Genomic DNA, 20,493 nt, shown 5'->3' with positions numbered 1-20,493 from the left:
GCTGATAACTGATAACTGCTCCCTGCTCCCTTTAATGAGTAAAATAGCCCTACAAAGTTAAAATACAATGTATGGCTTCTGAGCGTTCTCGCAAGCAACTGCTAGATAACGATGCGATCGCAGCATGGATTTTTCTAACACCAGCGCTGCTCATGCTAGGAATATTCTTAATATTTCCCATTGCTTATCTGTTTTACCTTAGCTTCACTACAGGAAGTTTTACCGCTGCTGGCGTGCGCTGGGTGGGGTTTAACAATTACTTACGACTAATTCTCAATCCTGATTTTTGGCAAGTTCTCAGTAATACCCTCTATTTTACCATTGCTACAGTAATTCCCAGCCTAGTAATTCCTTTGGGTTTGGCAGCACTATTAAACCGCACTATAGCTTGGCGAGGATTATTACGCAGCGCCTACTTCCTCCCTTCAATTGTGTCTATTGTCGCCGCTGGGTTAGGATTTCGCTGGCTATTTCAAACCGATGGACCAGTCAATATATGGTTGAATGCAATTGGAATTTCTCCGATTCCCTGGCTAGGTAGTAATATTTGGGCAATGCCAGTCATCATTTTATTGAGTATTTGGAAGCAGCTAGGCTTCAATATGGTGGTATTTCTAGCTGGATTGCAAGCAATTCCTCCCAGTCGTTATGAAGCGGCAGAATTAGATGGAGCAAATGCTTGGCAGCAATTTTGGTACATTACTCTACCAGGATTGAGACCGACGTTAATCTTTGCTGCGATTACAACGGCAATTTTTACTTTGCGGGGTTTCGAGCAAATTTATGTCGTGACTGGTGGAGGACCTTTAAATTCTACTAATATTTTAGTTTATTACATTTATCAAGAAGCGTTTGGGCAATTTGATTTCGGTTACGCTGCGGCTGCGGCTACAGTTTTGTTATTGGTAGCGCTAGTTTTAGTTTATATTCAGTTGCGAACTTGGGACGAAGAGTAGAAGCACGCTATATCTACTTTTTTTGCTACAAATTAACGAAATACAACTAAAGAAGATGCTGTTTTTGCTTGCTGTCTCGCTTTCTCTATGGCAGTCATGGTTTGCAATGAAAGAAAACCAAAACCTACCTTGGAACCCAGATCGAGGAGAGTAACAAACATTGTTTCCACGCTAATATTTAAGAAATTCAAACCTGCGGGACTAAGAATCCAGACTATTGGGTAAAATGTCCATATTATCAAGTGGACTTTTAGCAATTTGTGGAATGCTGGAATGACTCTAGGGAAGGTACGTTCTACTTGTGGGCGATATTGATGAAGGAGAAGATATACAGTAGCACAGTAAGCTGCACAACTGACAATATACCAAATATAATTAACTGGATAGGGTGAAATAGTAGCAACAAAACCAGCAGCAATAGTATAAGCATTTGCTCCCACTAAACTAGCTGTAGTTGTGATGCTAGTTTTACCAAGATATGTGAGAATTAATAGCAATAAAGGTGTGGAAATAAACCAGGAAACATATCTGATCCAAAAAATGGGACGACCGTTAATAAAGTCTACTCCTTGACCGAGAGCCATAATTAAATATAGTCCAGCAGCGATCGCGCAAACGAAGAAGTTGAGCGTATACAAAATCTGCCAACGCTGATTTTTTGCGTTGTGAGCGCCAATTCCAAAAACGATCGCACCGAACGACATACCAAATACACCAAGCCACTGCCAGAGAAATGTCATAATTTTATAACTTATAATTTGCCATGTAACTTTCCATTGAGTAGTGCGATCCATTGGTTATATGAGAATTACCAGCAAATGCTAGCATTTGCTTAGCTTATTTCAGATGTTCGACAACTACATTACTCCCATACTGACTAATTGGCTAGTGTCATTTTTTTGAGTTGTTGGCAAAATTTGTGCATACGGAAAAGCGATGTAATATAACACCCATCATTTGAGATTAACACTGTAATTCGAGAGCTAGTATGGTTAATCAATCCTTAAGCTTCAGTAAATTTCATCATAATAGTCATACTTGCCTCATGCAAACGCTCGGTCTCGATATTTGGCGCTCGTCCCTCGTCATTCCAAAGAAAAAGCCTAAGCCAAGAAATTATCTTCCTGACTTAGGCTTTCTGAGTTATGCTTTCTAGTTTAGGCTTCTACGTGCAGACTATGAGGAAATGTAAATCTTCTGCCCCAGATCTCCACCGATATCCCAACTAACCGAGCAAATTGCTGCTCTAATTGCTAAAAGCGTCCTTGATACTATCAACAGTACGCTTGACAGCGTTGATGTTTTTATCTACTGCTTTTTCCGTCCGAGCGGCATCTTCCTCAGCTCTTTGTTCGATCCGATCCCGATCGCGCTTGGCTTTGCGCTCAACGCCACTACCCTCGTCGTCAGCTCGATCGACTTTAGCCGCATTTTTGTTGGCAGTTCGCTCAACTTTGTTTGCCGTATCCCGGATCAAATTCTTGGAGCCTTTAGCAACATCGTCGGCTGCTTCTTTAGTTCGATCGCCTAAGTCTGCCGCTGCGAGCGAAATCGGAGCGGGACTAGCCATTGCTACAGGGTTTGAGAACAAGGCAAAGTGCCATACGAAGCCGATCGCAGACAGAAAAAATAGCGTTGTTGCCAGAAAACGTCCCAAAGTCGAAACTTGTTGCTTCAAATATGTCAGTTTCATCGGATACAATCTCTATACGATTTAGCATTTACAGTACTCCAACTAACTCATCTGCTAGATCGTTCTGTGGATAGAGGGTTTTCAAGTTACTCAGTTGTTAACTAAATTTCCTCCTTTAGGTAGACTAGAAGTCGTTCCTTAATTTAATCCTCGCCAGTAGCAACAGTCATCCCATTTGATTTAGAGAGCTGATGGTTTGAAGATTACGGGTACTACATCCATCGATCGCCTTGTGGCGATCGCAGATTTAAACGAAGAACATCACAATGGTGGATGCATCGTTAAGACACGCCGCTTATATTTGCGTAGCGGTAGCGGATGATACCACCAGATGACGATCCAAGAGCAATGAACCAATAATGAATGCAAAAATTAAAAATCAGCCTGGAAGACCGCGTAGTGTAGAAGCCGATCGCGCTATTCATAAAGCCACCTTGGAACTCTTAGCCGAGGTAGGTTACGACCGCATGAGTATAGAGGCGATCGCTAGCCGTGCAGGAGTGGGAAAAACCACGATTTACCGACGCTACAATTCAAAAGAAGAACTGGTGGCAGATGCGATCGAAAGCCGCAGAGAAGACGTAGAAATCCCCGATACGAAAAACTTTTGGAGCGATATCGATCTAATTATTGCCAGTGCTACCCAGATGACCTTAGATCCTCTAGGACGGCAAATTGTGGCTTTAATCATCAGTACAGCATCTAACAATCCCCAGTTTGCTCAGGTTTATTGGGCGAAATATCTCCAACCCCGTCGCCAAGCCTTTGCTGCTGTCATCGCACAAGCAAAAAGCAGACAGGAAATTGCCACAGATATAGATGCCGATCTTGTCTTCGACCTCATTAGTGGGATCATGCTTTATGGATTGGTATTTCCACCTGCAAATGAGTCGTATCAAGCATACGTTCGTCGTGCTGTTGGTTTAGTTGTAAAAATGTAGTTGTCATCTAATTTTGAAAACTTAGACTTCAACCGAATGTCTACTCTACCATCGGGATGCAATCTTCGCCCCGCCAATGCTAAGGATACTTGGGCGATTCGGAAGTTGGTGCTATCGGCAAAACTCGACCCGACGCAGTTACGCTGGCAACAATTTTCAGTCGTTGAATGCAACGGACGAGTAGTTGCTTGCGGGCAGTTACGGGCTTTTGCTGGGGCGCAAGAATTGGGTAGTTTAGTGGTTGCCTCTAACTGGCGGGGTAAAGGTTTGGGAACATACTTGGTGGAATATTTAATTGGACAAGCAACTCAGCCGCTTTATTTAGAATGCTTGGGGCGTAAACTAGCAGAGTTTTACACTCGCTTTGGTTTTGTTGCAGTTACATGGAAAGAATTACCGCGATCGCTCAAACTTAAATTTGCTTTGTCTGTCTTGGCAACGAACATCGGTGTTCCTGTAACAATTATGCGTTATTCAAAGCTGTAGTCGTTAATCATAATAGGGAGTAGGGAGTAGGGAGTAGGGAGAAGAGAGAGTCGCGGAGCTGAGGGAGATAAAATAACTAACTGGTCGCTGGTCGCTGGTCACTGTCACCCCACACCCTTTCTTCACTGATAACTGTCAACTGTTAACTAACTACCAACTACCCCTCACTGCTGTAAAACAAAACACATGAGTCTATCTTTTGAGAGAAACACTGCTGTGGTTCTTGCCATAAAATCGAAAAATAAGTTCGATAAAGCTTGGCGATAGTGTTACTATGGCAAACTCAAAATCGGCAAAAAAGTCTGCTGCTCATATTGACAAAACTACAGCTAAAGAGACAGCAAAAGTTGCTCGCGTTATGTCTCCAGAGACAGTTGTAGCAGATGAGTTACCACCAAAACCCGATTATCCCCGCTATCGCGTCACTCCCAACGAACCAATTCAATTAAGTCAAATCGACCCAGATACTTGTGAAAGCTATCAGAGCAAAAAAGAAATAGAAGCGGAATTAGAGTATTATCGCGATCGCTTGAGTTTGTTACAAGAACGCCTGTACGCCGAGCAGCAGCGCAGTCTGCTCATTGTATTGCAAGCAATGGATACTGGTGGTAAAGACGGCACAATTAAACATGTTTTTCAGGGGATCAATCCTCAAGGTTGTCGAGTTTGGTCTTTTAAAAATCCCAGCCAAGAAGAATTGAGCCATGATTTTTTGTGGCGATACCATCAGCGGACACCGCAAAGAGGAATGATTAATATTTTTAATCGTTCTCACTACGAAGATGTATTAATCGTGCGCGTTAAACAACTCGTCCCGGAAGCAGTATGGCAGAAAAGATATCACAGCATTAATGAATTTGAACAAATGCTGGTTTTGAATAATGTCAGTATTATTAAGTTTTTTCTACATATTTCTAAAGACGAACAAAAGCGGAGATTAGAAAAGCGGCTGGAAGATCCAGATAAGCGATGGAAATTTTCTATTAACGATGTCAACGAGCGGAAATTATGGGATGATTACCAACAAGCTTATGAAGATGCAATTAATTATTGCTCTACAGAATATGCTCCTTGGTATGTCGTCCCGGCGAATAAGAAGTGGTATAGAAACTTAGTCATTGCCCGAGCGATCGCCGATACGTTAGAAGCAATGAATCCACAGTATCCAGCAGCAGCGCAGGATTTAGAAAATATCATTATTCCTGATTGACAGTTATCAGTTGTCAGGGAGCAGGGAGTCGGGAGTCGGGTGTAAAAAGATTTTGACTTTTGACTTTTGACTTTTGACTTTTGTTGATGCTTATTCCGATCGCAAAGCTTTGACTGGATCGAGTTGGCTGGCACGGAGAGCGGGAATAAAACCAGCACCCATACCGACTAGTAAAGCTGAAGCTAGCGCTAGACTTGCCGTACTGGGTTCAAATTGGTAGGGCAAGCCAAATGTATCGGAGACAGCAACAGCAATCCCATGCACCGTCCCTATGGCGATCGTCCCGCCGATTAAACTTAAAAGCGCAACTTCTAAAATAAATTGCGCCATAATATCTTGCTGAGTTGCTCCCAAAGCCCGACGCAAACCGATTTCTGGCGTGCGTTCTATCACTGAAGCGATCGTAATATTGGCAATACCCACACCTCCTACGAGGAGGGAAATTGCACCCACTACAGTTAACGCTTGAGAGGCTAGCTGCATGATTTTTTGTTGTTGAATGATGTCTGCTACATTGTTCCAAGCCCAATAACTTCTACCTGGAAAACGTTGTGCCAAGAGTTGCTGTACTTGGTTGCCAAAAGCTTCAAGGTCTTCAATCCGGCGAGGACGAAGCTGAATTGTATCGACAGCACGGCTACCTGTAAGAGAACTATAAACTGGTAGCGGTACTAACAATTGTCCTTCAGGTGGTGCGTTTTCCTGCATTTTAGTCGGTACGACTCCCACTACTACGTAGGGTCTATTGTTAGCATAAAGGCGTTGTCCGACTGCTTGACCATCTTTGAATAGCTTATCCGCCAGAAAGCGATCGATCGCAACCACAGGTCGATAGTTGGCGAAATCAGCAGCAGTAAAGAACCGTCCTGCTTCCAACGGTCTACCCAAGGTGAGTAAAAAATCTGGGGTCACTGCCATCATCTGAGGACTAGCTTCTTCAGTTTGAAATATAGTTTCAGCCGAGCCTACCCAAGCTGCGCCGCTACTTGCCCGTAAGCCAGAGAGCCGTTGGCGGAAAAATTCCAAATCTGCTAGGCTCATTTGAGCGCTCAAGTCGCTGCCTGCTTGCCAATTTAGCCCTACCATAATCTGAGGCGCGTCTCTTTCTGCTAATCTCTGGGCAATCACAATCCGGCTGATGCTGCCAACTTGAAGCGTAGCGCTAACTGCTGCCACACCCATAAATACGCCTAACGCCGTCAAAGCAGAACGCAGGGGATTACTACGCAAAGAGTAAAAGGTGAGGACTAGTAGTTCGATGGGTGAAAGGCTCATTGGATAAGTCGTAATTCGTAATTCGTAATTCGTAAGTGAGAATTAACTGATAACTGACAACTGATAACCGGTCACTGACCACTGATAACTGTTCACTGACCACTGATAACTGGCGTTCCTGGGGTTAGGGTGGTTTCGGCAGGGGGTAAAATGACTTTTTCGCCAAAGTTCAGTCCAGCAGCAATTTCGGCGGTGAGTAATCCTTCTAAACCTAATTTAAGATATCGTTTCTGAGCTTTGTTTTGACTATCTTTTACCCAAACAAAAGGACGCTGTTCGGTGCGTTGAATCACTTCTGAATTCAAGACTAGGACATTGCGCCGCTGCTCTAGTACGATCTCAACGTTTACGCCGCTGCCAGGAATGAGCGATCGCGTTGGGGTGTCGAGTTTGACAGTTGCGGGTACTCTAGGTTGATTCGATCGCTCGCTACTACCACTACGACCGCTTTGTTTTTGACTTTCTTCGGGAGTCACTGCCTGGGGATATACGCTTTGAATTTTACCAGTAAACGTTTTGGCGTTAGGAGCGATCGCGCTGACGCGAACCACTTGATTGACTCTGACTTGGGCGGCGTTCAGGGGAGAAAGCAAAAGTTTGATTTTCACTTGTGCCGGATCGCCAACTGTCAGTAGATCGGTACGCAATTCAACTCCATCACCATTTTTGACGCTGACTCCCAAAACTGTTCCATCTAAAGGCGATCGCACTAATGTATCTTGGAGTTTTTGCTGAATGCTTTGACGCTGAAGTTGCTCGATCTGAAGTTGGATTGTCGCATTCTGAGCCTCTAATTGAGCGTTGCGGATGTCAGCTTCATTTTGCCGCACTTTATCCTCTAGCTCTTGGACTTGTTGTTGCGCTACGGCTCCTTCCTGTGCCAAAGCGTCTAGTTTTTTACGAATTTTTTCATCAGCAATTAACTGTTCCTGAGCCTCCAAGATTTTTTGACGATTGCGTACCAAAGTAGCTTGCGCCTCTAGTATTTTCAATTGCTGGTTAGCTAAAGCGGTTTGGCGCTCGGGATAGCGGAGAATGACGAGTACCTGATCGGCTTTCACTTGATTTCCCGGCTGTACTAAGACGCGATCGACAGCACCTTCAGTAGGCGACTTGATCGTTCGTTGTCCCTGAAGTTCTACAGTACCGCTTTCATCAATTGTATTTTCTACGGTTCCTGTTTCTACGGCTACCATTTGTACCATCACTGGTTCGGCAGTGGAATTGAAAACTAGGAAGTAACCCAGCCCGCTAGCTAAGCAAATTCCGGCTAGAGTCGCCGACCAAGCTAGCCATTGCATACCAGAACGAAATTTGTGCTTTCCCTGTTTTCTGCTCACGATTGACCAGTTATCAGTTATCAGTTATCAGTTATCAGTGAAGAATGGGGTGTAGGGTGTAGGGTGTAGTGAGTGGTGAGTCAATTCTCTCCCTCAGCTGGGCAACTCTCCCTCAGCTCTCTTTCCCCTTACTCCTCGCTCCTCGCTCCTCACTCCTCCTTTCATGGCGGCTTCAAGTAAAGGTGGTAGGACGTGACGGGCATCGAAATATTCTTGAGCGATCGCTCTTGCTGCTTGGCAGTGGAATTCGTAGCGGCTATTAATTGCTTCAATCCCCGCGATCGCCTCCTCTAGGTTACTAAATGCGATCGCGCCTGCACCAGTAGGTAACCAATTGGAAAAACCCGTGTCTTGAATCACCACGGGACGACCGCTAGCGAGATAGCAAGCGCTGCGTTCGCTAAAAACACCACTATAAGTCACGGCAAAAGCATCCTTGGTTATACTAAACTCTGCCTTCGATTGCTGAATGTATTCCTGATAAGTCCAGGGTGTTTGCGTGGGCGGCTCTCGTACTCTCCAGCCTTTAGTTGCTAGTAGCTCGGTGGGTGTATTACCTCCACTCACTGCTAGCTCCAGGATCGATCCTACCCGCTTTGGTAAATCTATGTAAGGGGGAAAAGCATCCGCTTTTAAGCCATAGCGGATACCTTTATATTCTCGCGCTGGGTAACTTTCCCATTGCATGACTGTCGTAAATTTGGCTGAGGCATCAGGTAAAGGTGTCACCGACCAGGCATCGAGAACGATCGGTTGGCGCGTGGGTTGCCAGGGAAAACCATCATCGGGGATAGTACATTTGCTCTGACCGATATTTTCGGCACAAGAAAAGAAAGTTGTATGCTGTCGCGCTTGTTCGTAAGCATAAGCATCGGTGAGGTGGCGAATTTGAGTAAAGACTGAATCCCCCTCAACTAACGCACGGTTAGGAATTTGCAGCAGCCAAGGGCGTAGCGGGTTGACTCCATCTAAATTGAGTAACAACTCGGCAGTAGTGCAAATTTCCTCAATCCGGTCAGCACAACCTCCCAACCACGAACTCGTGTGGGCATCGTAATACGCCCAGCGATCGCCCAAGCCAACTCGCTCGAAGATACTCGCAGCATATTTCAAACCGTAGGTAGGATCGGTATCCATATAGCCGCGTGTCGGGTCGTAGCAAGAGGGATAATCATCGCTATCTTCGATGAAATAAACATCGTGACCTAAGTTTGCCAAACCCATCAGGTATTGCAAAGGATGCCAAGTCATCCCACCCAAAGGACCGCGCACGATGTAGCCGAGGACGACGATTCGTAAGCAACTTGCGCGATCGGGAGTTGGGAATCGGGGAATGTTGACTTTTGACTTTTGACTTTTGACTTTTGACTTTTGCATCATGGTTGAAGGCTATATACAACAAGGCGAGTATTTTTCAATACACAGTGGCAATGGGAGCGCAAGTAACGTTCCAGTCCAGAATAGTAATCGAACCACCAAAACGCCGACCAGCCAAAAACGATAAACTGCACCCCTTTGCTTTGCCACCGTTCCAGTTCTTGAATTGCCGTTGCGTCATCTGGTGGCGCGCCCCAGTACTGCCCGTCTTTTTCAAGGAAAGGAATAGCTGGTGTAGAGGCGATCGCTTCCCCTTGCCACTGACCGTCATCAACAAGCATGTAGGCTTCTTCTGGGGGGATTAACCGAGCAATTTCCTGGGTAGCTAATTGCAATCGTTCTTCCCAAGTTTGTTGCATGTGGGGTAGAGCCATTTGCGTGTATTCGCTTTGACGTGCGTGCAGGGCGAGGAAGCGCTCGGCAAGCCATTGGCGATAGTTCTCGTCCCTAGCGCGATCGCTTTGTAAAAGATAAGCTACCGCATCGATAATTTCAGCAATGACACCAATAGGTCCGTTGCGATCGAAGCGCCAGTCTGTTTCGGTAATTTGTCCTGGGTGCAGGCGGACTTGAGCGAGTTCTCGGGCTAAAAAGAAGATGTCGAACTTGGCAGCCAGCCGATAGATCGTCGTCAAGTCAAATGTATGCTTGGAATGGGGACTATCAAACTGTCCTACGACTGCCAGCGCTGAAGCGCGGAAAAATAAACTAGAAGTATAAACCGGACAACCCTGCCAGGAAATCGTCTGTTCGAGAAAATCGAGACCCTTGACCAAACCACCAGAAATGTTTCCCGTGTGCTGCAAGTCTAGGGAGTTACCATCAGCATCGATCAGTCTCACCATTGCAAATGAAAACCCCACTTGCGGATGCTCGTCTAAGACTCGGGCAGATGCGCCGATCAACCCCGGTAGCATCAAATCGTCATCGCTCAAAATTGTTAAATAAGGACTAGTATTTAATTCAATAGCTAGGTTCCAGTTACCTAAACCGCCAATATTCGTTTCATTACGAATATAAGTGACGCGATCGTCGCCTTCGGCAAGCGATCGCACGACTGCTTCAGTATCGTCTGTCGAAGCATTATCGAGAACCATCACCCCAAAGTCTGGATAGTCTTGAGCTAAGACACTTGCCAAACTGAGTTTGAGTAACTGCGATCGATTGTATGTGGTTAGTGCTACGGTAACTTTGGTCATTACATTGCGTTGTTGATTGACAGTTATCAGTTATCAGTGACTAGTGGCTGGTGGCTGGAATTGCTCCCCCAGCTCCCTCAGCTCCCTCAGCTCCCCCAGCTCTCCCCGACTCCCGTACGGGCGGGTTTCCAAACCCGCCCCTACCGACTCCCGATTCCCTGCTTTTTCGAGCAAATTTGTCAGCACCTTATCCGAGTCAAAATACTCTTGGGCGATTTCTCTGGCGGCTTTGGCGTGTCGCTGCGGGTTGGTTTTTAATTGCTCAATTGCCGCTGCTGCTTGAGCTGTGGTTGTAAATGTTAATAACCCTTCTCCAGTGGGAATGGTTTTGCTAAATCCTGTATCTTGTAAAATGACTGGTACGCCAAGGGCGAGGTAGCTGGCTGTACGACAAGAAAACCAGCCGCTTTGACTGGCAACGTAAGCGTTCTTGGCAATACTCCACTCGCCAAAGGAATGAGCGAGATAATCTCGGTAGACCCAAGGGTTGTGGGAAACTTCGTAGCCATCACGCACGATCCAACCGGATTCTTGCAGCCTCTCGACCGGGGCGGAACCGCTCAAAGCTAATTCGAGTGGTAGCGGACTGTGAGATGGTAAATCCATGTAGCGCTCGAATTCGCTACTTTTTCCGGTATAAGCAACGCTGTTGACTACCGGACCCTTTTCTTTCGGTTCCCACGATGCAACGGTTGTCAACACGGGTCGCCGCTCTGTGACTGGTACGGTTGCTCGGTCGAAGCAATCTAATACGATGGGTTGGCGTGTGGGTATCCAGTCAAATGATTCGCAGGGAACTTGACAATCAGCAGCGCCAATATTTTCGCCAAAGCTGAAGAAAACGTCGTGATGTTCCTGCCACCAAGCAACGCGGGCTGCGACTTCCGTAGGGGAACCAGTCAGCAGTCCAGCTTGGGTATATAAGGGATCGGTATCGATTAAGATGACTTTGGCATTGGTAAAATTTTCTTCGCGCATCCAATGCCCAGCAGAAATGTGGAGTAACAGGTCGGCACTGCGGCAGAACTCGACAACATCGTGCCAAGGACGACCGTAGGTCTTACCAGTTACGTCGCGAAAAAACCAGCGATCGCTCAAACTCTCATCTAAAATGGCTAGTTCTCGCGCTAAAAAGGCAGCGTTTTTCGACCCATCCTCAACAAATGTTTTTGCAACTGGGTCGTAACACCATTTACCCGTATCTTCTATATATAGGACATCGTGACCGAGCCGTTGCAATCCGAGTAAGTATTGTAAGTAATGCCAAAACATGCCCCCGAAGGGATATGTCCCAGCTAAACCAGCGATCGCAATCCGCAGCGACATATTTATTTCTCCCCCTGTAAACTGAACTGGGTACGGTAGAGCGCCGCAAATGCACTCTTTTGACTCATCAATTCGGCAAATGTACCTTGTTCGACAATCTGCCCAGCTCGTAACACGACAATCGAATCAGCCTGACGCACGGTTGAGAGTCGGTGAGCAATAATTAAGGTCGTCCGTCCGACGGTAAGTCGGTCTAATCCTTCCATAATCAGCGCTTCAGTTTCGGCATCCACTGAGGAGGTGGGTTCGTCCAAGATTAAAATCGGTGCGTCTAGTAAAATTGCCCGGGCGATCGTCAAGCGTTGTCTTTCCCCTTCTGAAAGAGTCGCTCCCCTCTCCCCTACGACCGTGTCGTATCCTTCGGGCGTACTGACAATTAAATCGTGAATTCGGGCAAGACGGGCAGCAGACACAACCTCTGACAGCGCGGCATCGGGGCGACCGTAGGCGATATTCTCCCGAAAGCTAAGGGGAAAAACGATCGGCGGTTGCAGCACCATGCCAATCTGACGGCGCAAGGACTTCAGTTGAAACTCTCGTACGTCAACTCCATCAATCGTGACTCGACCGACTTGCGGATCGTAAAAGCGAGGTAATAGACTAACTAAAGTTGATTTTCCCGCTCCCGTGGGACCGACAATTGCCACTTTCTCCCCCGCTCGCACGCGCAAATTAATGTGTTTCAACGTCGGCTGGTTGGGCAGATAATCGAAACTGACACTATCCCAAACAATTTCCCCCTTAGCTCCAACTCTAGGGAATGTTTTAGTTCCCTCTGGCAGATCTCGCTCGATATCCAAAATTTCAAAGACTCGCATCACGCCCACCTGCGCCCACTGAGTCATTCCGTAGGTTTGACTGATACTATTAATTGGGTCGTAAAGTGAGGCAAGGTAAGAGGTAAACAACACCAACTCGCCCACCGTCAATTCACCAGCCAATACTTGATTGGCAGCAACCCACACGACTAAGGCAGTACCCACGGCGCTAACTAAACTGACTACCCCAGAGTAGAGACTTTGGAGATTGTAAAGCCGCAATCGTGCCGCTAAGCTCTCCCGACTCGCCGCCATGAACTTGTTGTGTTCTTCATCTTCTTTGGTAAACGCCTGGATGATCCGCATGGCAGAGATATTCCGCTGCACGAGCGAATAAACCACGCTCTCTTGCTGGTGAGATTGAGTTGCTGCTTTGTTGATCGGGCGATTTAACAGCGACAGCGTGATAAACAAAGCCGGACAAACGCTCAGCGCTAAGAAAGTTAGTAACGGATCGAGCTGCACCATGATGACAAACATCCCCACCAAAAACACCACTGCTGAGAGGATGGGGATCGCGGTGTTCATCGTCAAGCTTTGAATTGCATAGGTATCGGTAGCGATGCGGTAGAGTAAATCTCCTACTTGTTGGCGATTGTGAAAAGCTAGAGAAAGGCGTTGTAAGTGGCTGTAGAGGTCGCCGCGCAGATCGTTGACCATGCGCTGACCGATGCTAATAGTCGTGTAGTTATGTAATAGTGACAGACTGCCCCAAAGTAGATAGATCAGCACCAGTCCGATACAGATCGCCAAAAGTAGCTGCTCGCGAGACAAGCCTTTTAAAAATTCCCACGGTAGCGGCTGACCGCCAACCTGTACGTTGTCGATAATTAGCTTGAGGGGCCAAGGCTTCAGCAATTCTAAAGCATTCAGCAAAATCACCTGCGCGATCGCCACTAAAAATAGGAAGCGGTAGGGCAGAAGGTAGCGTAAGGTTTTACGGGCGAGGATTATTATCATTGGGAGTCGGGAGTCGGGAGTCGGTAGGGGTGGGTTTGGAAACCCGCCCGTACGAGAGTCGGGAAGACAAGGAGGACAAGGGAGACAAGGGAGACAAGGAGGCAACTACCAATTACCCATTACCAATTACCATCTGTCTATTGCCCATCGTCCATGTTTGATGTTGGCAATAAATAAAGCCTTTGTGCTACGCTCTCCATGACGTAGTAGAGAATGCGACCGAGGCGGATGTGTTGATACAGAATTGTAGTAGCAGTAATCGTACTCGCGATCGTTGCGATCGCCCCCAGTTCAGTCCTGCCGAGGGCGATCGCGGCAACTGCTAGTGAGATACAGGCGATCGCTGTCATTTTAGCGAGCTGCGTCAGCTTCAATCCACACCGTACGCGCAGCAGCCGTTTACCGCTACCGTGGTTTTCGGTACAAACTTTGATCTGAGCCTTCGACCAGATGCCTCGATAAACTTCCAAGTCCCAACTGCTCCAACCGCGATCGGGAATGATAAAGTACTTGCGAGATCCAAGCAGTTCCATCGCCCCCAACAGCAAACTTTCTTTCTCCATCCCGGCTTCCGTCCAATAGGACAAGTAAAAGGCAGACTTGTGCCAAACAACTTCGGGTTTTTGCGTGAGGCGATCGCACTCGATCGCATCCATCTGAGTTAGTCCCTTAAACCGCCAGCGATACCTCTCTAGACTGCGAACCAGTGGACCTAAGTAAATTAACGTTGCGACCAACAAACGCGCTTTTATGCCCTGAAAACGGGAATCAATTGGTGCTTGTACGGCAGCAGCCACAGACCAACCCCAGGAAATTAACAGCATGACGATGGCAACCCAAGGGAAGTGACTGGATAACAGCGATAAAGCACCAAAGAGGGCGATCGCTAGGTTCCACTCTAAAGTTAGAGGGAGATAGCCAAACAGAGAGGCTGGAGGTTGATACAACATCTGAAAAAAGCCGCGACCGAACACTCCTGAATAAATAGTCGGTTGACCGATGAGAAAAGTGGAGTAAAGTCCGCCGTAAATTCTGCCGAACCAACGGGGTTGTCCCAACAGATTAAAGCGATAGGGGTGTTTGAAGTAGACTAGAGCTTCTGCCTTGCCATAGCCTCGTTGTTGTTTTAAATAAGCGGCTACGGTATTGCGGCGAAAGTGCCAGACGATCGCGGCGGGACTAAAGCCAATCGTATAGCCTTGGTCTTGTAACCGCCAGCACAGATCGACATCATCGCCAGCAGCGTGAAACAACGGATCGAAACCGCCAATTTCCGCTAGCGCTGCTCGGCGAAAAGCCATGTTACAGCCAGCAATATGTTCTGCTACTTCATCGTTCAGTAAGACATGGGTAGGACCACCAGGAGACACTGCCACACAAGCAGGGATTAAAGCATCTTCTGGTGGGGGCAAGTTGGGACCACCAACGGCTGAAAGTCCTGAACTGAGAAATTTATCTACCAGGTAAATTAACCAGTCTGGGTCGGCAACGCAATCAGAATCAGTATAGGCAATAATTTCGCCTTCAGCAGCGGCGATCCCGACATTGCGAGCGACACTCAATCCCTTGTTTTCTTGAGTAATTAAACGAATATAGTCATATTTCCGAGCAATTTCTAAGCTAGCGTCTGTAGATCCATCATTAACCACAATCACTTCATAATTAGGGTAATTGAGCCGCTCTAGCGAGGCGAGGCAACTGTCTAGAGTTCGTTCGGCATTGTAAGTACAGACAACCACCGAGACTTTGGGATATTCAAGTAGTTGTGGTGGTAGCAGCGATTGATAATACTGCTGCACGCTATAGAATGCTGGCTTTTTGTGCCGATCGCGATCGACTAAACCGAACGCCCAGTCTTGAATCGCAAACCCGCCAGTAAACCACTCGTCTGTCCAAGAAAAGACAATCGTGCCTGCTGCTCCGGTTTTGAAACTCGATGCCAATTTGCGATCGAGAATCTGAGCTTGCCCCTCTACACCCTCGCGGATAGAATCGATGCCGAACTCGCTTAGTACTAGTGGCTTATCTTCTGCTAGATTGTGCAGCCGCGCTAGGTAACTGCGAAAGTCTTTTTCCTTGTGTAGATAGACGTTGAAGGATAAAAAATCAGTGAAGTCAATATCTAAATACTCAGTACAGGGGTAGTTAGCATAACTAACAAGTGCGGTTGGATCTCCATCCTTGGCAACCGAAACCAAATCTCTCAGGAAAGCTCGAACTTGCTTAGCTCCATGCCAGCGAACGACATCTGGCGGGATCTCGTTACCGACTAGATAGGCAAATGTAGCAGGGCTGTCACGACAGGCTCGCACGCCATCAGCGATCGCGCCTCGAATCTCTGCTCGGACGGCAGAGGAACTCAAAAAACAGATATGCTCAGCCCAAGGAATACCGACCACGATCCTCAGACCGTAAGCTGCTGCCAGATCCAACAGCCATACAGGGGGAACGGTATACGTGCGGATACAGTTCGCTCCTAGTTCTACCATCAAGGCAAAGTCTTTCTCGACAACCTGTTTTTCAGGAAAGGGAGTGCCGTGAGTTGCCTGAGAGAAGGGACCGTAACTCACTCCTTTGAGAAAAAACTTGCGATCGTTAACGTATAAAAACTTACCCTGAGCTGTGACTGCTTCCCTGGTGACCAGCGGTGCATAACTGAAGCTAGAACACGGCAGACTCATGCAGGATTCCGCTCCTCATAGTTCAAATTTCTAAATTTTTAAATCTCGATACTTAATTCTTGCCGCTTGTGTCGAGATACAACACAGGAGTACTGCCCCTCACGCATGTGGCAGAGCGCGAACGACCGCGATCGCAATCGTTAATTAAGGCAAAAATTAGTTTCTATCAAAACCTAGTCATAAGCTACACTCTTACCAAAGTTAATTACAAGTGTCAACTAGACAATCGAGTTTTTTTGGTAACTTGTAACACAATGCCCTATTTTCAACTCAGGATAATTGGTCGATATTTTCTCTCTATTAGTTGTTGTCTCTTGCTTGTAGCTAATTTGGAGTGAATAAAGTATGGGTTTCCCTGCTCCCTTTGAATTTCAGATTTTTGCAAAACAGTCCTTCAATCGCGCGTCTGGAATCCGAACCTGTTTTTGCAAGTATCCTCAAGTTTGTGCAAAATTTGCACAAATGTCTCGAACTCGGTGTTTGCAAATATGGGGTTGACACGCTCGAATTAAGTGTGTAGTATCCAGTTTAGAGGGAAAGTGAGTATTCAAAGCCAAGTCTTAAATTGCAATAAATCTTAAGTTGCATTAGCGACTAGTGCCAGCTAGTTGGTTCGGACATAGTTAAGTTTTAGGCATAGCAAAATATAACCAAAATCTAACAATGAATAGCTCGTGCTGTCGTTTCTGTGGCTCCTTGCTGAGACATAGCTTTGTCGATCTAGGAATGTCACCATTGTGCGAGAGCTACATAACACCTGCTCAGCTCAACCAGATGGAGCCATTTTACCCACTGCATGTGTACGTATGCGATCGCTGTTTTTTAGTCCAGCTTCTAGAGTATGTCAGTCCGAGTGACATCTTCAGTCACTATGCATACTTCTCGTCCTACTCCGATACCTGGCTGCAACACGTTCGAGATTACACTGATAAAATGATAGGACGTTGGGGATTGCACGAACAGAGCCAAGTTGTGGAAATTGCGAGTAATGATGGTTATTTACTGCAATACTTTGTGGCTCAAGGGATACCTGTTTTAGGCATAGAACCAGCAGTAAATGTAGCTAAAGTAGCACAGGAAAAAGGTATTTCTACAGTTGTCAAGTTTTTTGGGCAACATACAGCGCGAGAGTTAGCAGCAAAGGGAAAACAAGCCGATTTACTTTTAGGTAATAACGTGTTAGCTCACGTACCCGATTTAAATGATTTTGTGGCTGGAATGAAAATTTTGCTCAAGCCAGAGGGAGTTATTACAATGGAATTCCCTCATTTAATGCGGTTAATGGAGGGAAATCAGTTTGATACTATTTACCACGAACACTTTTCTTATCTTTCCTTTCTCACGGTTGAGAAAGTTTTTGCTACCCACGGATTAACCATTTTTGATGTAGAACAGTTATCAACTCACGGCGGTTCCCTCAGAATTTATGTCAGTCATGCTGAAGACACGTCAAAATCGATTAGTCAACAAGTGAAGGCGTTAAGATCTGAAGAGAAAGTTACTGGATTTACAACTCTAGAGCATTATTTCTCTTTTGCCCAAAAGGTTAAAGAAACCAAGTTTAAGCTATTAGATTTTTTAATTACAGCGAAAAAGCAAGGCAAATCTATTGTTGGTTATGGCGCTCCAGGCAAAGGCAACACGCTCTTGAATTATTGTGGAATTCGCACGGATTTTATTGATTATACTGTCGATCGCAGTTCTTTTAAACAAGGTAAATTATTACCAGGAACTCGCATTCCTATTTTTAACCCCAACAAAATTTTGGAGACAAAGCCAGACTATCTTTTAATTTTGCCTTGGAATCTTCAGAATGAAATCATGGAGCAAATGGCATATATTCGTGATTGGGGTGGTAAGTTTGTTGTACCAATACCTGAAGTAACTGTTTATTAATAATGTGTCATTTGTCGTTTGTCATTTGTCATTCATCATCGGTCAAATTGTAGGGGCGGGTTTATCGACAATTCATTTATTCTACGACGATCTTAACAAACCCGCCCTTCCGAGAATACGGTTAGGTAGATCGATTGCGAACGATCGCGACATAGAAAATAAATAGGAGAAAATCCATGAAAGTTGTGCTATTTTGCGGTGGTTTAGGAACGCGATTGAGAGAAGCTGCTACAAATTTACCTAAACCAATGGTTCATATTGGCTACCGACCAATTTTATGGCACATTATGAAGTATTATGCCTACTATGGACATAAAGATTTTATTTTGTGTCTTGGTTACAAAGCTGATGCTATAAAGAACTATTTCTTACATTACAATGAATGTTTATCTAATGACTTTACATTATTGAATGGTGGAAAAACTATTCAACTATCCAATAGTGATATCGAAGATTGGAAAATAACTTTTGTCGATACAGGTTTGCATTCTAGTATTGGGCAAAGGTTTAAAGCGGTAGAAAAGTATCTGGAAGGTGAAGAGGTATTTTTAGCGAATTATAGCGATGGGTTGACCGATCTGAATTTACCAAAATTTATTGATGATTTTTATCAAAAAGATAGGATAGCTTGTTTTTTATGCGTTAAACCTTCCCATAGTTTTCATCTTGTTTCTGCTACAGACGATGGTTTAGTCAGCGATATTAAAGATGTGAAAGAAGCAGGAATTCGGATTAACGGAGGATATTTTCTTTTTAAACGAGAGATTTATCAATACATTAATGAAGGTGAGGAGTTAGTTTGCGAACCATTTCAAAGATTGATGAAGTTAAATCAACTCACTGCTTATAAATACGATGGTTTTTGGGCGTGCATGGATACCTTCAAAGAACAGCAGCAGTTAGACGATTTGTATTGCCAAGGGAAAGCACCTTGGCAGGTATGGAAATCTACTCAGTCAGAATATTGCTGGGAAACTAATGAATCGAAAACATTCAGCTTAGCATATCAGATTGGGAGATAGACTGGATGCTGAAATTTAACTTGGAGGAGAAAAGCGATTCGCCTTATAATATTTTGTGTTTGGGAGCGCACTGCGATGATATTGAAATTGGGTGTGGAGGTACGATTTTAAAACTGATAGAAAGATATCAGAATCTTGTATTTTATTGGGTGGTATTTAGCTCGAGTTCGCAAAGGGAAAAAGAAGCCTACGAGAGTGCCAAACAGTTTTTGAAAGGTGCGGAAGTTAAAAATATTGCGATCGCAAATTTTCGGGATGGATTTTTACCTTTCATGGCGATCGAAGTTAAAGAACTTTTTGAGAGCTTAAAAGAAGAATTTCAGCCCGATCTAATTTTGACTCATTACCGTCACGATCTACATCAAGATCATCGATTAATTTCCGATTTAACTTGGAATACCTTCAGAAATCATCTCATTTTAGAATATGAAATTCCCAAATATGACGGCGATTTAGGAAATCCCAACTTTTTCGTGCATTTAGAACCGTCAATTTGTCGAACTAAGACTCAGCATATTCTCAACAGTTTTCAGACTCAGGTGGGAAAGCAGTGGTTTACGGAAGAGACTTTCTTATCAATCTTGCGGCTGCGAGGAATTGAATCGAACGCACCAGGAAAATACGCAGAGGCTTTTTACTGCCGTAAAGTTGTTTTTTGATGTAAAACGCAGGAAAAGCACAACTGTACGCTCCTATTTACGAATTAGACTGTCCCAATTTCCAGAGGTAACTGGAAATTAAATTAGTAAATGTATGAGCTACAATTGGTACTAGTAAATTGTGCGTGACTACAGCACTGAATCCTAACAATACACCTACTATAGTTGCCCAAATAACGTAAGACCATTGCTGAGAACCACTCAGATGTAAAGCACCGAAGCATAGACTTGATATGGCAATGCCAGTAGCATTTAAGCCAAGTGCTGGCAACATAACACCCCGAAAGAGTAATTCCTCACTCAGTCCTGGTAGTAATCCTACCCAGATAATATCTGGTAGTAACAATGGCTTGAGGACAAATTCTAGGTAAAAGTCCGAACTACGACGATATGCGGGCCATAATCGATAAACTACAAAGCTAGCAGAAGTAATAATGAGTCCTAGACCAATGCCTGTAAGTATAGATCCGGCATCCCAACTAACACTTAAGAGGGACACGGAACCAAATCTTAACCAGAGTTTTGAGATTATTAAAAATACTACAGCAGTCACACCCATCAACATTAAAATTTGGAGGCGCGACAAAGGTTGAAGACTCGGATCTTGCTGCTGACTCACGGAAATGGCAGGGCGGTTAGGGGTTAGTGATAGTA

Annotated in this window: 19 protein-coding genes; 9 read left to right on the top strand and 10 right to left on the bottom strand. The window is 45.3% G+C overall.

Going from position 1 to position 20,493, the window contains the following annotated elements; genetic code table 11:
- The first annotated feature begins 71 nt into the window (after positions 1–71).
- On the top strand, positions 72–956 hold the full coding sequence (locus QH73_RS09410) for a carbohydrate ABC transporter permease (RefSeq protein ID WP_039716634.1): 885 nt from the start codon (positions 72–74) through the stop codon (positions 954–956).
- Positions 957–988: 32 nt separating this feature from the next.
- On the opposite strand, the gene QH73_RS09405 is transcribed toward QH73_RS09410, so the two are convergent.
- Together QH73_RS09405 and QH73_RS09400 are read right to left on the bottom strand one after the other, a co-directional pair.
- Positions 989–1,750, bottom strand: a complete 762-nt coding sequence (locus QH73_RS09405) for a bacteriorhodopsin (protein WP_236146958.1) — start codon at positions 1,748–1,750, stop codon at positions 989–991.
- Positions 1,751–2,202: 452 nt separating this feature from the next.
- Positions 2,203–2,649: a DUF874 domain-containing protein gene (locus QH73_RS09400; protein ID WP_039716635.1), complete on the bottom strand. Its 447-nt coding sequence runs from the start codon at positions 2,647–2,649 to the stop codon at positions 2,203–2,205.
- A gap of 196 nt (positions 2,650–2,845) precedes the next feature.
- Between QH73_RS09400 and QH73_RS28725 the strand changes: the two genes are divergently transcribed.
- From QH73_RS28725 to QH73_RS09385, 4 genes are all read left to right on the top strand, one after another.
- Positions 2,846–2,971, top strand: a complete 126-nt coding sequence (locus QH73_RS28725) for a hypothetical protein (RefSeq protein WP_286194080.1) — start codon at positions 2,846–2,848, stop codon at positions 2,969–2,971.
- 37 nt (positions 2,972–3,008) lie between these two features.
- Positions 3,009–3,590 carry a TetR/AcrR family transcriptional regulator gene (locus tag QH73_RS09395; protein WP_039716636.1) on the top strand — a complete coding sequence of 194 codons (582 nt, stop codon included), beginning with the start codon at positions 3,009–3,011 and terminating at the stop codon, positions 3,588–3,590.
- A gap of 36 nt (positions 3,591–3,626) precedes the next feature.
- Entirely contained in the window at positions 3,627–4,076 is a 450-nt protein-coding gene (locus QH73_RS09390; RefSeq protein ID WP_039717676.1) for a GNAT family N-acetyltransferase, read from the top strand.
- Positions 4,077–4,350: 274 nt separating this feature from the next.
- Positions 4,351–5,286: a polyphosphate kinase 2 family protein gene (locus tag QH73_RS09385; protein ID WP_039716637.1), complete on the top strand. Its 936-nt coding sequence runs from the start codon at positions 4,351–4,353 to the stop codon at positions 5,284–5,286.
- Positions 5,287–5,376: 90 nt separating this feature from the next.
- Here QH73_RS09385 and QH73_RS09380 read toward each other — a convergent pair whose 3' ends face one another.
- From QH73_RS09380 to QH73_RS09350, 7 genes are all read right to left on the bottom strand, one after another.
- Positions 5,377–6,561, bottom strand: a complete 1,185-nt coding sequence (locus QH73_RS09380) for an ABC transporter permease (protein ID WP_039716638.1) — start codon at positions 6,559–6,561, stop codon at positions 5,377–5,379.
- Positions 6,562–6,653: 92 nt separating this feature from the next.
- Positions 6,654–7,901, bottom strand: coding sequence for an efflux RND transporter periplasmic adaptor subunit (locus QH73_RS09375; protein WP_039716639.1), 1,248 nt, complete (start codon positions 7,899–7,901; stop codon positions 6,654–6,656).
- Positions 7,902–7,994: 93 nt separating this feature from the next.
- Positions 7,995–9,281: a glycosyltransferase family protein gene (locus QH73_RS09370; RefSeq protein ID WP_201278059.1), complete on the bottom strand. Its 1,287-nt coding sequence runs from the start codon at positions 9,279–9,281 to the stop codon at positions 7,995–7,997.
- The gene (locus tag QH73_RS09365; protein WP_039716640.1) at positions 9,278–10,477 is read right to left on the bottom strand and encodes a glycosyltransferase family A protein; all 1,200 of its coding nucleotides are present in this window, start codon (positions 10,475–10,477) and stop codon (positions 9,278–9,280) included. Before QH73_RS09365 ends, QH73_RS09370 begins: the two co-directional genes overlap by 4 nt.
- Before the next feature lie 33 nt (positions 10,478–10,510).
- Complete coding sequence (locus QH73_RS09360) at positions 10,511–11,803, bottom strand: glycosyltransferase family protein (protein WP_052290173.1); 1,293 nt, start codon at positions 11,801–11,803, stop codon at positions 10,511–10,513.
- Between the two features lie 2 nt (positions 11,804–11,805).
- Positions 11,806–13,686: an ABC transporter ATP-binding protein gene (locus QH73_RS09355; protein WP_236146957.1), complete on the bottom strand. Its 1,881-nt coding sequence runs from the start codon at positions 13,684–13,686 to the stop codon at positions 11,806–11,808.
- A gap of 32 nt (positions 13,687–13,718) precedes the next feature.
- On the bottom strand, positions 13,719–16,262 hold the full coding sequence (locus QH73_RS09350) for a glycosyltransferase (protein WP_039716641.1): 2,544 nt from the start codon (positions 16,260–16,262) through the stop codon (positions 13,719–13,721).
- Positions 16,263–16,925: 663 nt separating this feature from the next.
- Here QH73_RS09350 and QH73_RS09345 point away from each other — a divergent pair.
- The 4 genes from QH73_RS09345 to QH73_RS09330 are packed head-to-tail and all read left to right on the top strand — an operon-like array spanning position 16,926 to position 19,839.
- Positions 16,926–18,158: a class I SAM-dependent methyltransferase gene (locus QH73_RS09345; protein ID WP_039716642.1), complete on the top strand. Its 1,233-nt coding sequence runs from the start codon at positions 16,926–16,928 to the stop codon at positions 18,156–18,158.
- A gap of 4 nt (positions 18,159–18,162) precedes the next feature.
- Positions 18,163–18,324 carry a hypothetical protein gene (locus tag QH73_RS09340; RefSeq protein WP_165587650.1) on the top strand — a complete coding sequence of 54 codons (162 nt, stop codon included), beginning with the start codon at positions 18,163–18,165 and terminating at the stop codon, positions 18,322–18,324.
- A gap of 10 nt (positions 18,325–18,334) precedes the next feature.
- On the top strand, positions 18,335–19,180 hold the full coding sequence (locus QH73_RS09335) for a sugar phosphate nucleotidyltransferase (RefSeq protein ID WP_039716643.1): 846 nt from the start codon (positions 18,335–18,337) through the stop codon (positions 19,178–19,180).
- A 5-nt stretch (positions 19,181–19,185) separates the two neighbouring features.
- Entirely contained in the window at positions 19,186–19,839 is a 654-nt protein-coding gene (locus tag QH73_RS09330; protein ID WP_039716644.1) for a PIG-L deacetylase family protein, read from the top strand.
- Positions 19,840–19,876: 37 nt separating this feature from the next.
- On the opposite strand, the gene QH73_RS09325 is transcribed toward QH73_RS09330, so the two are convergent.
- A complete protein-coding gene (locus tag QH73_RS09325; protein WP_132866953.1) occupies positions 19,877–20,464 on the bottom strand; it encodes a CPBP family intramembrane glutamic endopeptidase in 588 nt (195 codons plus the stop codon).
- Positions 20,465–20,493 lie beyond the last annotated feature (29 nt).

It is taken from the genome of Scytonema millei VB511283, from assembly GCF_000817735.3.
Classification (GTDB): domain Bacteria; phylum Cyanobacteriota; class Cyanobacteriia; order Cyanobacteriales; family Chroococcidiopsidaceae; genus Chroococcidiopsis; species Chroococcidiopsis millei_B.
This window is presented reverse-complemented; position numbering and strand designations above follow the sequence as displayed.

Coding starts and splice junctions, on each gene's coding strand:
- QH73_RS09360 (WP_052290173.1), bottom strand. CDS start 11,803: ATGTCGCTGCGGATTGCGATCGCTGGTTTAGCTGGGACATATCCCTTC.
- QH73_RS09350 (WP_039716641.1), bottom strand. CDS start 16,262: ATGAGTCTGCCGTGTTCTAGCTTCAGTTATGCACCGCTGGTCACCAGG.
- QH73_RS09330 (WP_039716644.1), top strand. CDS start 19,186: ATGCTGAAATTTAACTTGGAGGAGAAAAGCGATTCGCCTTATAATATT.
- QH73_RS09370 (WP_201278059.1), bottom strand. CDS start 9,281: ATGATGCAAAAGTCAAAAGTCAAAAGTCAAAAGTCAAAAGTCAACATT.
- QH73_RS09400 (WP_039716635.1), bottom strand. CDS start 2,649: ATGAAACTGACATATTTGAAGCAACAAGTTTCGACTTTGGGACGTTTT.
- QH73_RS09335 (WP_039716643.1), top strand. CDS start 18,335: ATGAAAGTTGTGCTATTTTGCGGTGGTTTAGGAACGCGATTGAGAGAA.
- QH73_RS09345 (WP_039716642.1), top strand. CDS start 16,926: ATGAATAGCTCGTGCTGTCGTTTCTGTGGCTCCTTGCTGAGACATAGC.
- QH73_RS09405 (WP_236146958.1), bottom strand. CDS start 1,750: ATGGATCGCACTACTCAATGGAAAGTTACATGGCAAATTATAAGTTAT.
- QH73_RS09365 (WP_039716640.1), bottom strand. CDS start 10,477: ATGACCAAAGTTACCGTAGCACTAACCACATACAATCGATCGCAGTTA.
- QH73_RS09380 (WP_039716638.1), bottom strand. CDS start 6,561: ATGAGCCTTTCACCCATCGAACTACTAGTCCTCACCTTTTACTCTTTG.
- QH73_RS09395 (WP_039716636.1), top strand. CDS start 3,009: ATGAATGCAAAAATTAAAAATCAGCCTGGAAGACCGCGTAGTGTAGAA.
- QH73_RS09410 (WP_039716634.1), top strand. CDS start 72: ATGGCTTCTGAGCGTTCTCGCAAGCAACTGCTAGATAACGATGCGATC.
- QH73_RS09385 (WP_039716637.1), top strand. CDS start 4,351: ATGGCAAACTCAAAATCGGCAAAAAAGTCTGCTGCTCATATTGACAAA.
- QH73_RS09390 (WP_039717676.1), top strand. CDS start 3,627: ATGTCTACTCTACCATCGGGATGCAATCTTCGCCCCGCCAATGCTAAG.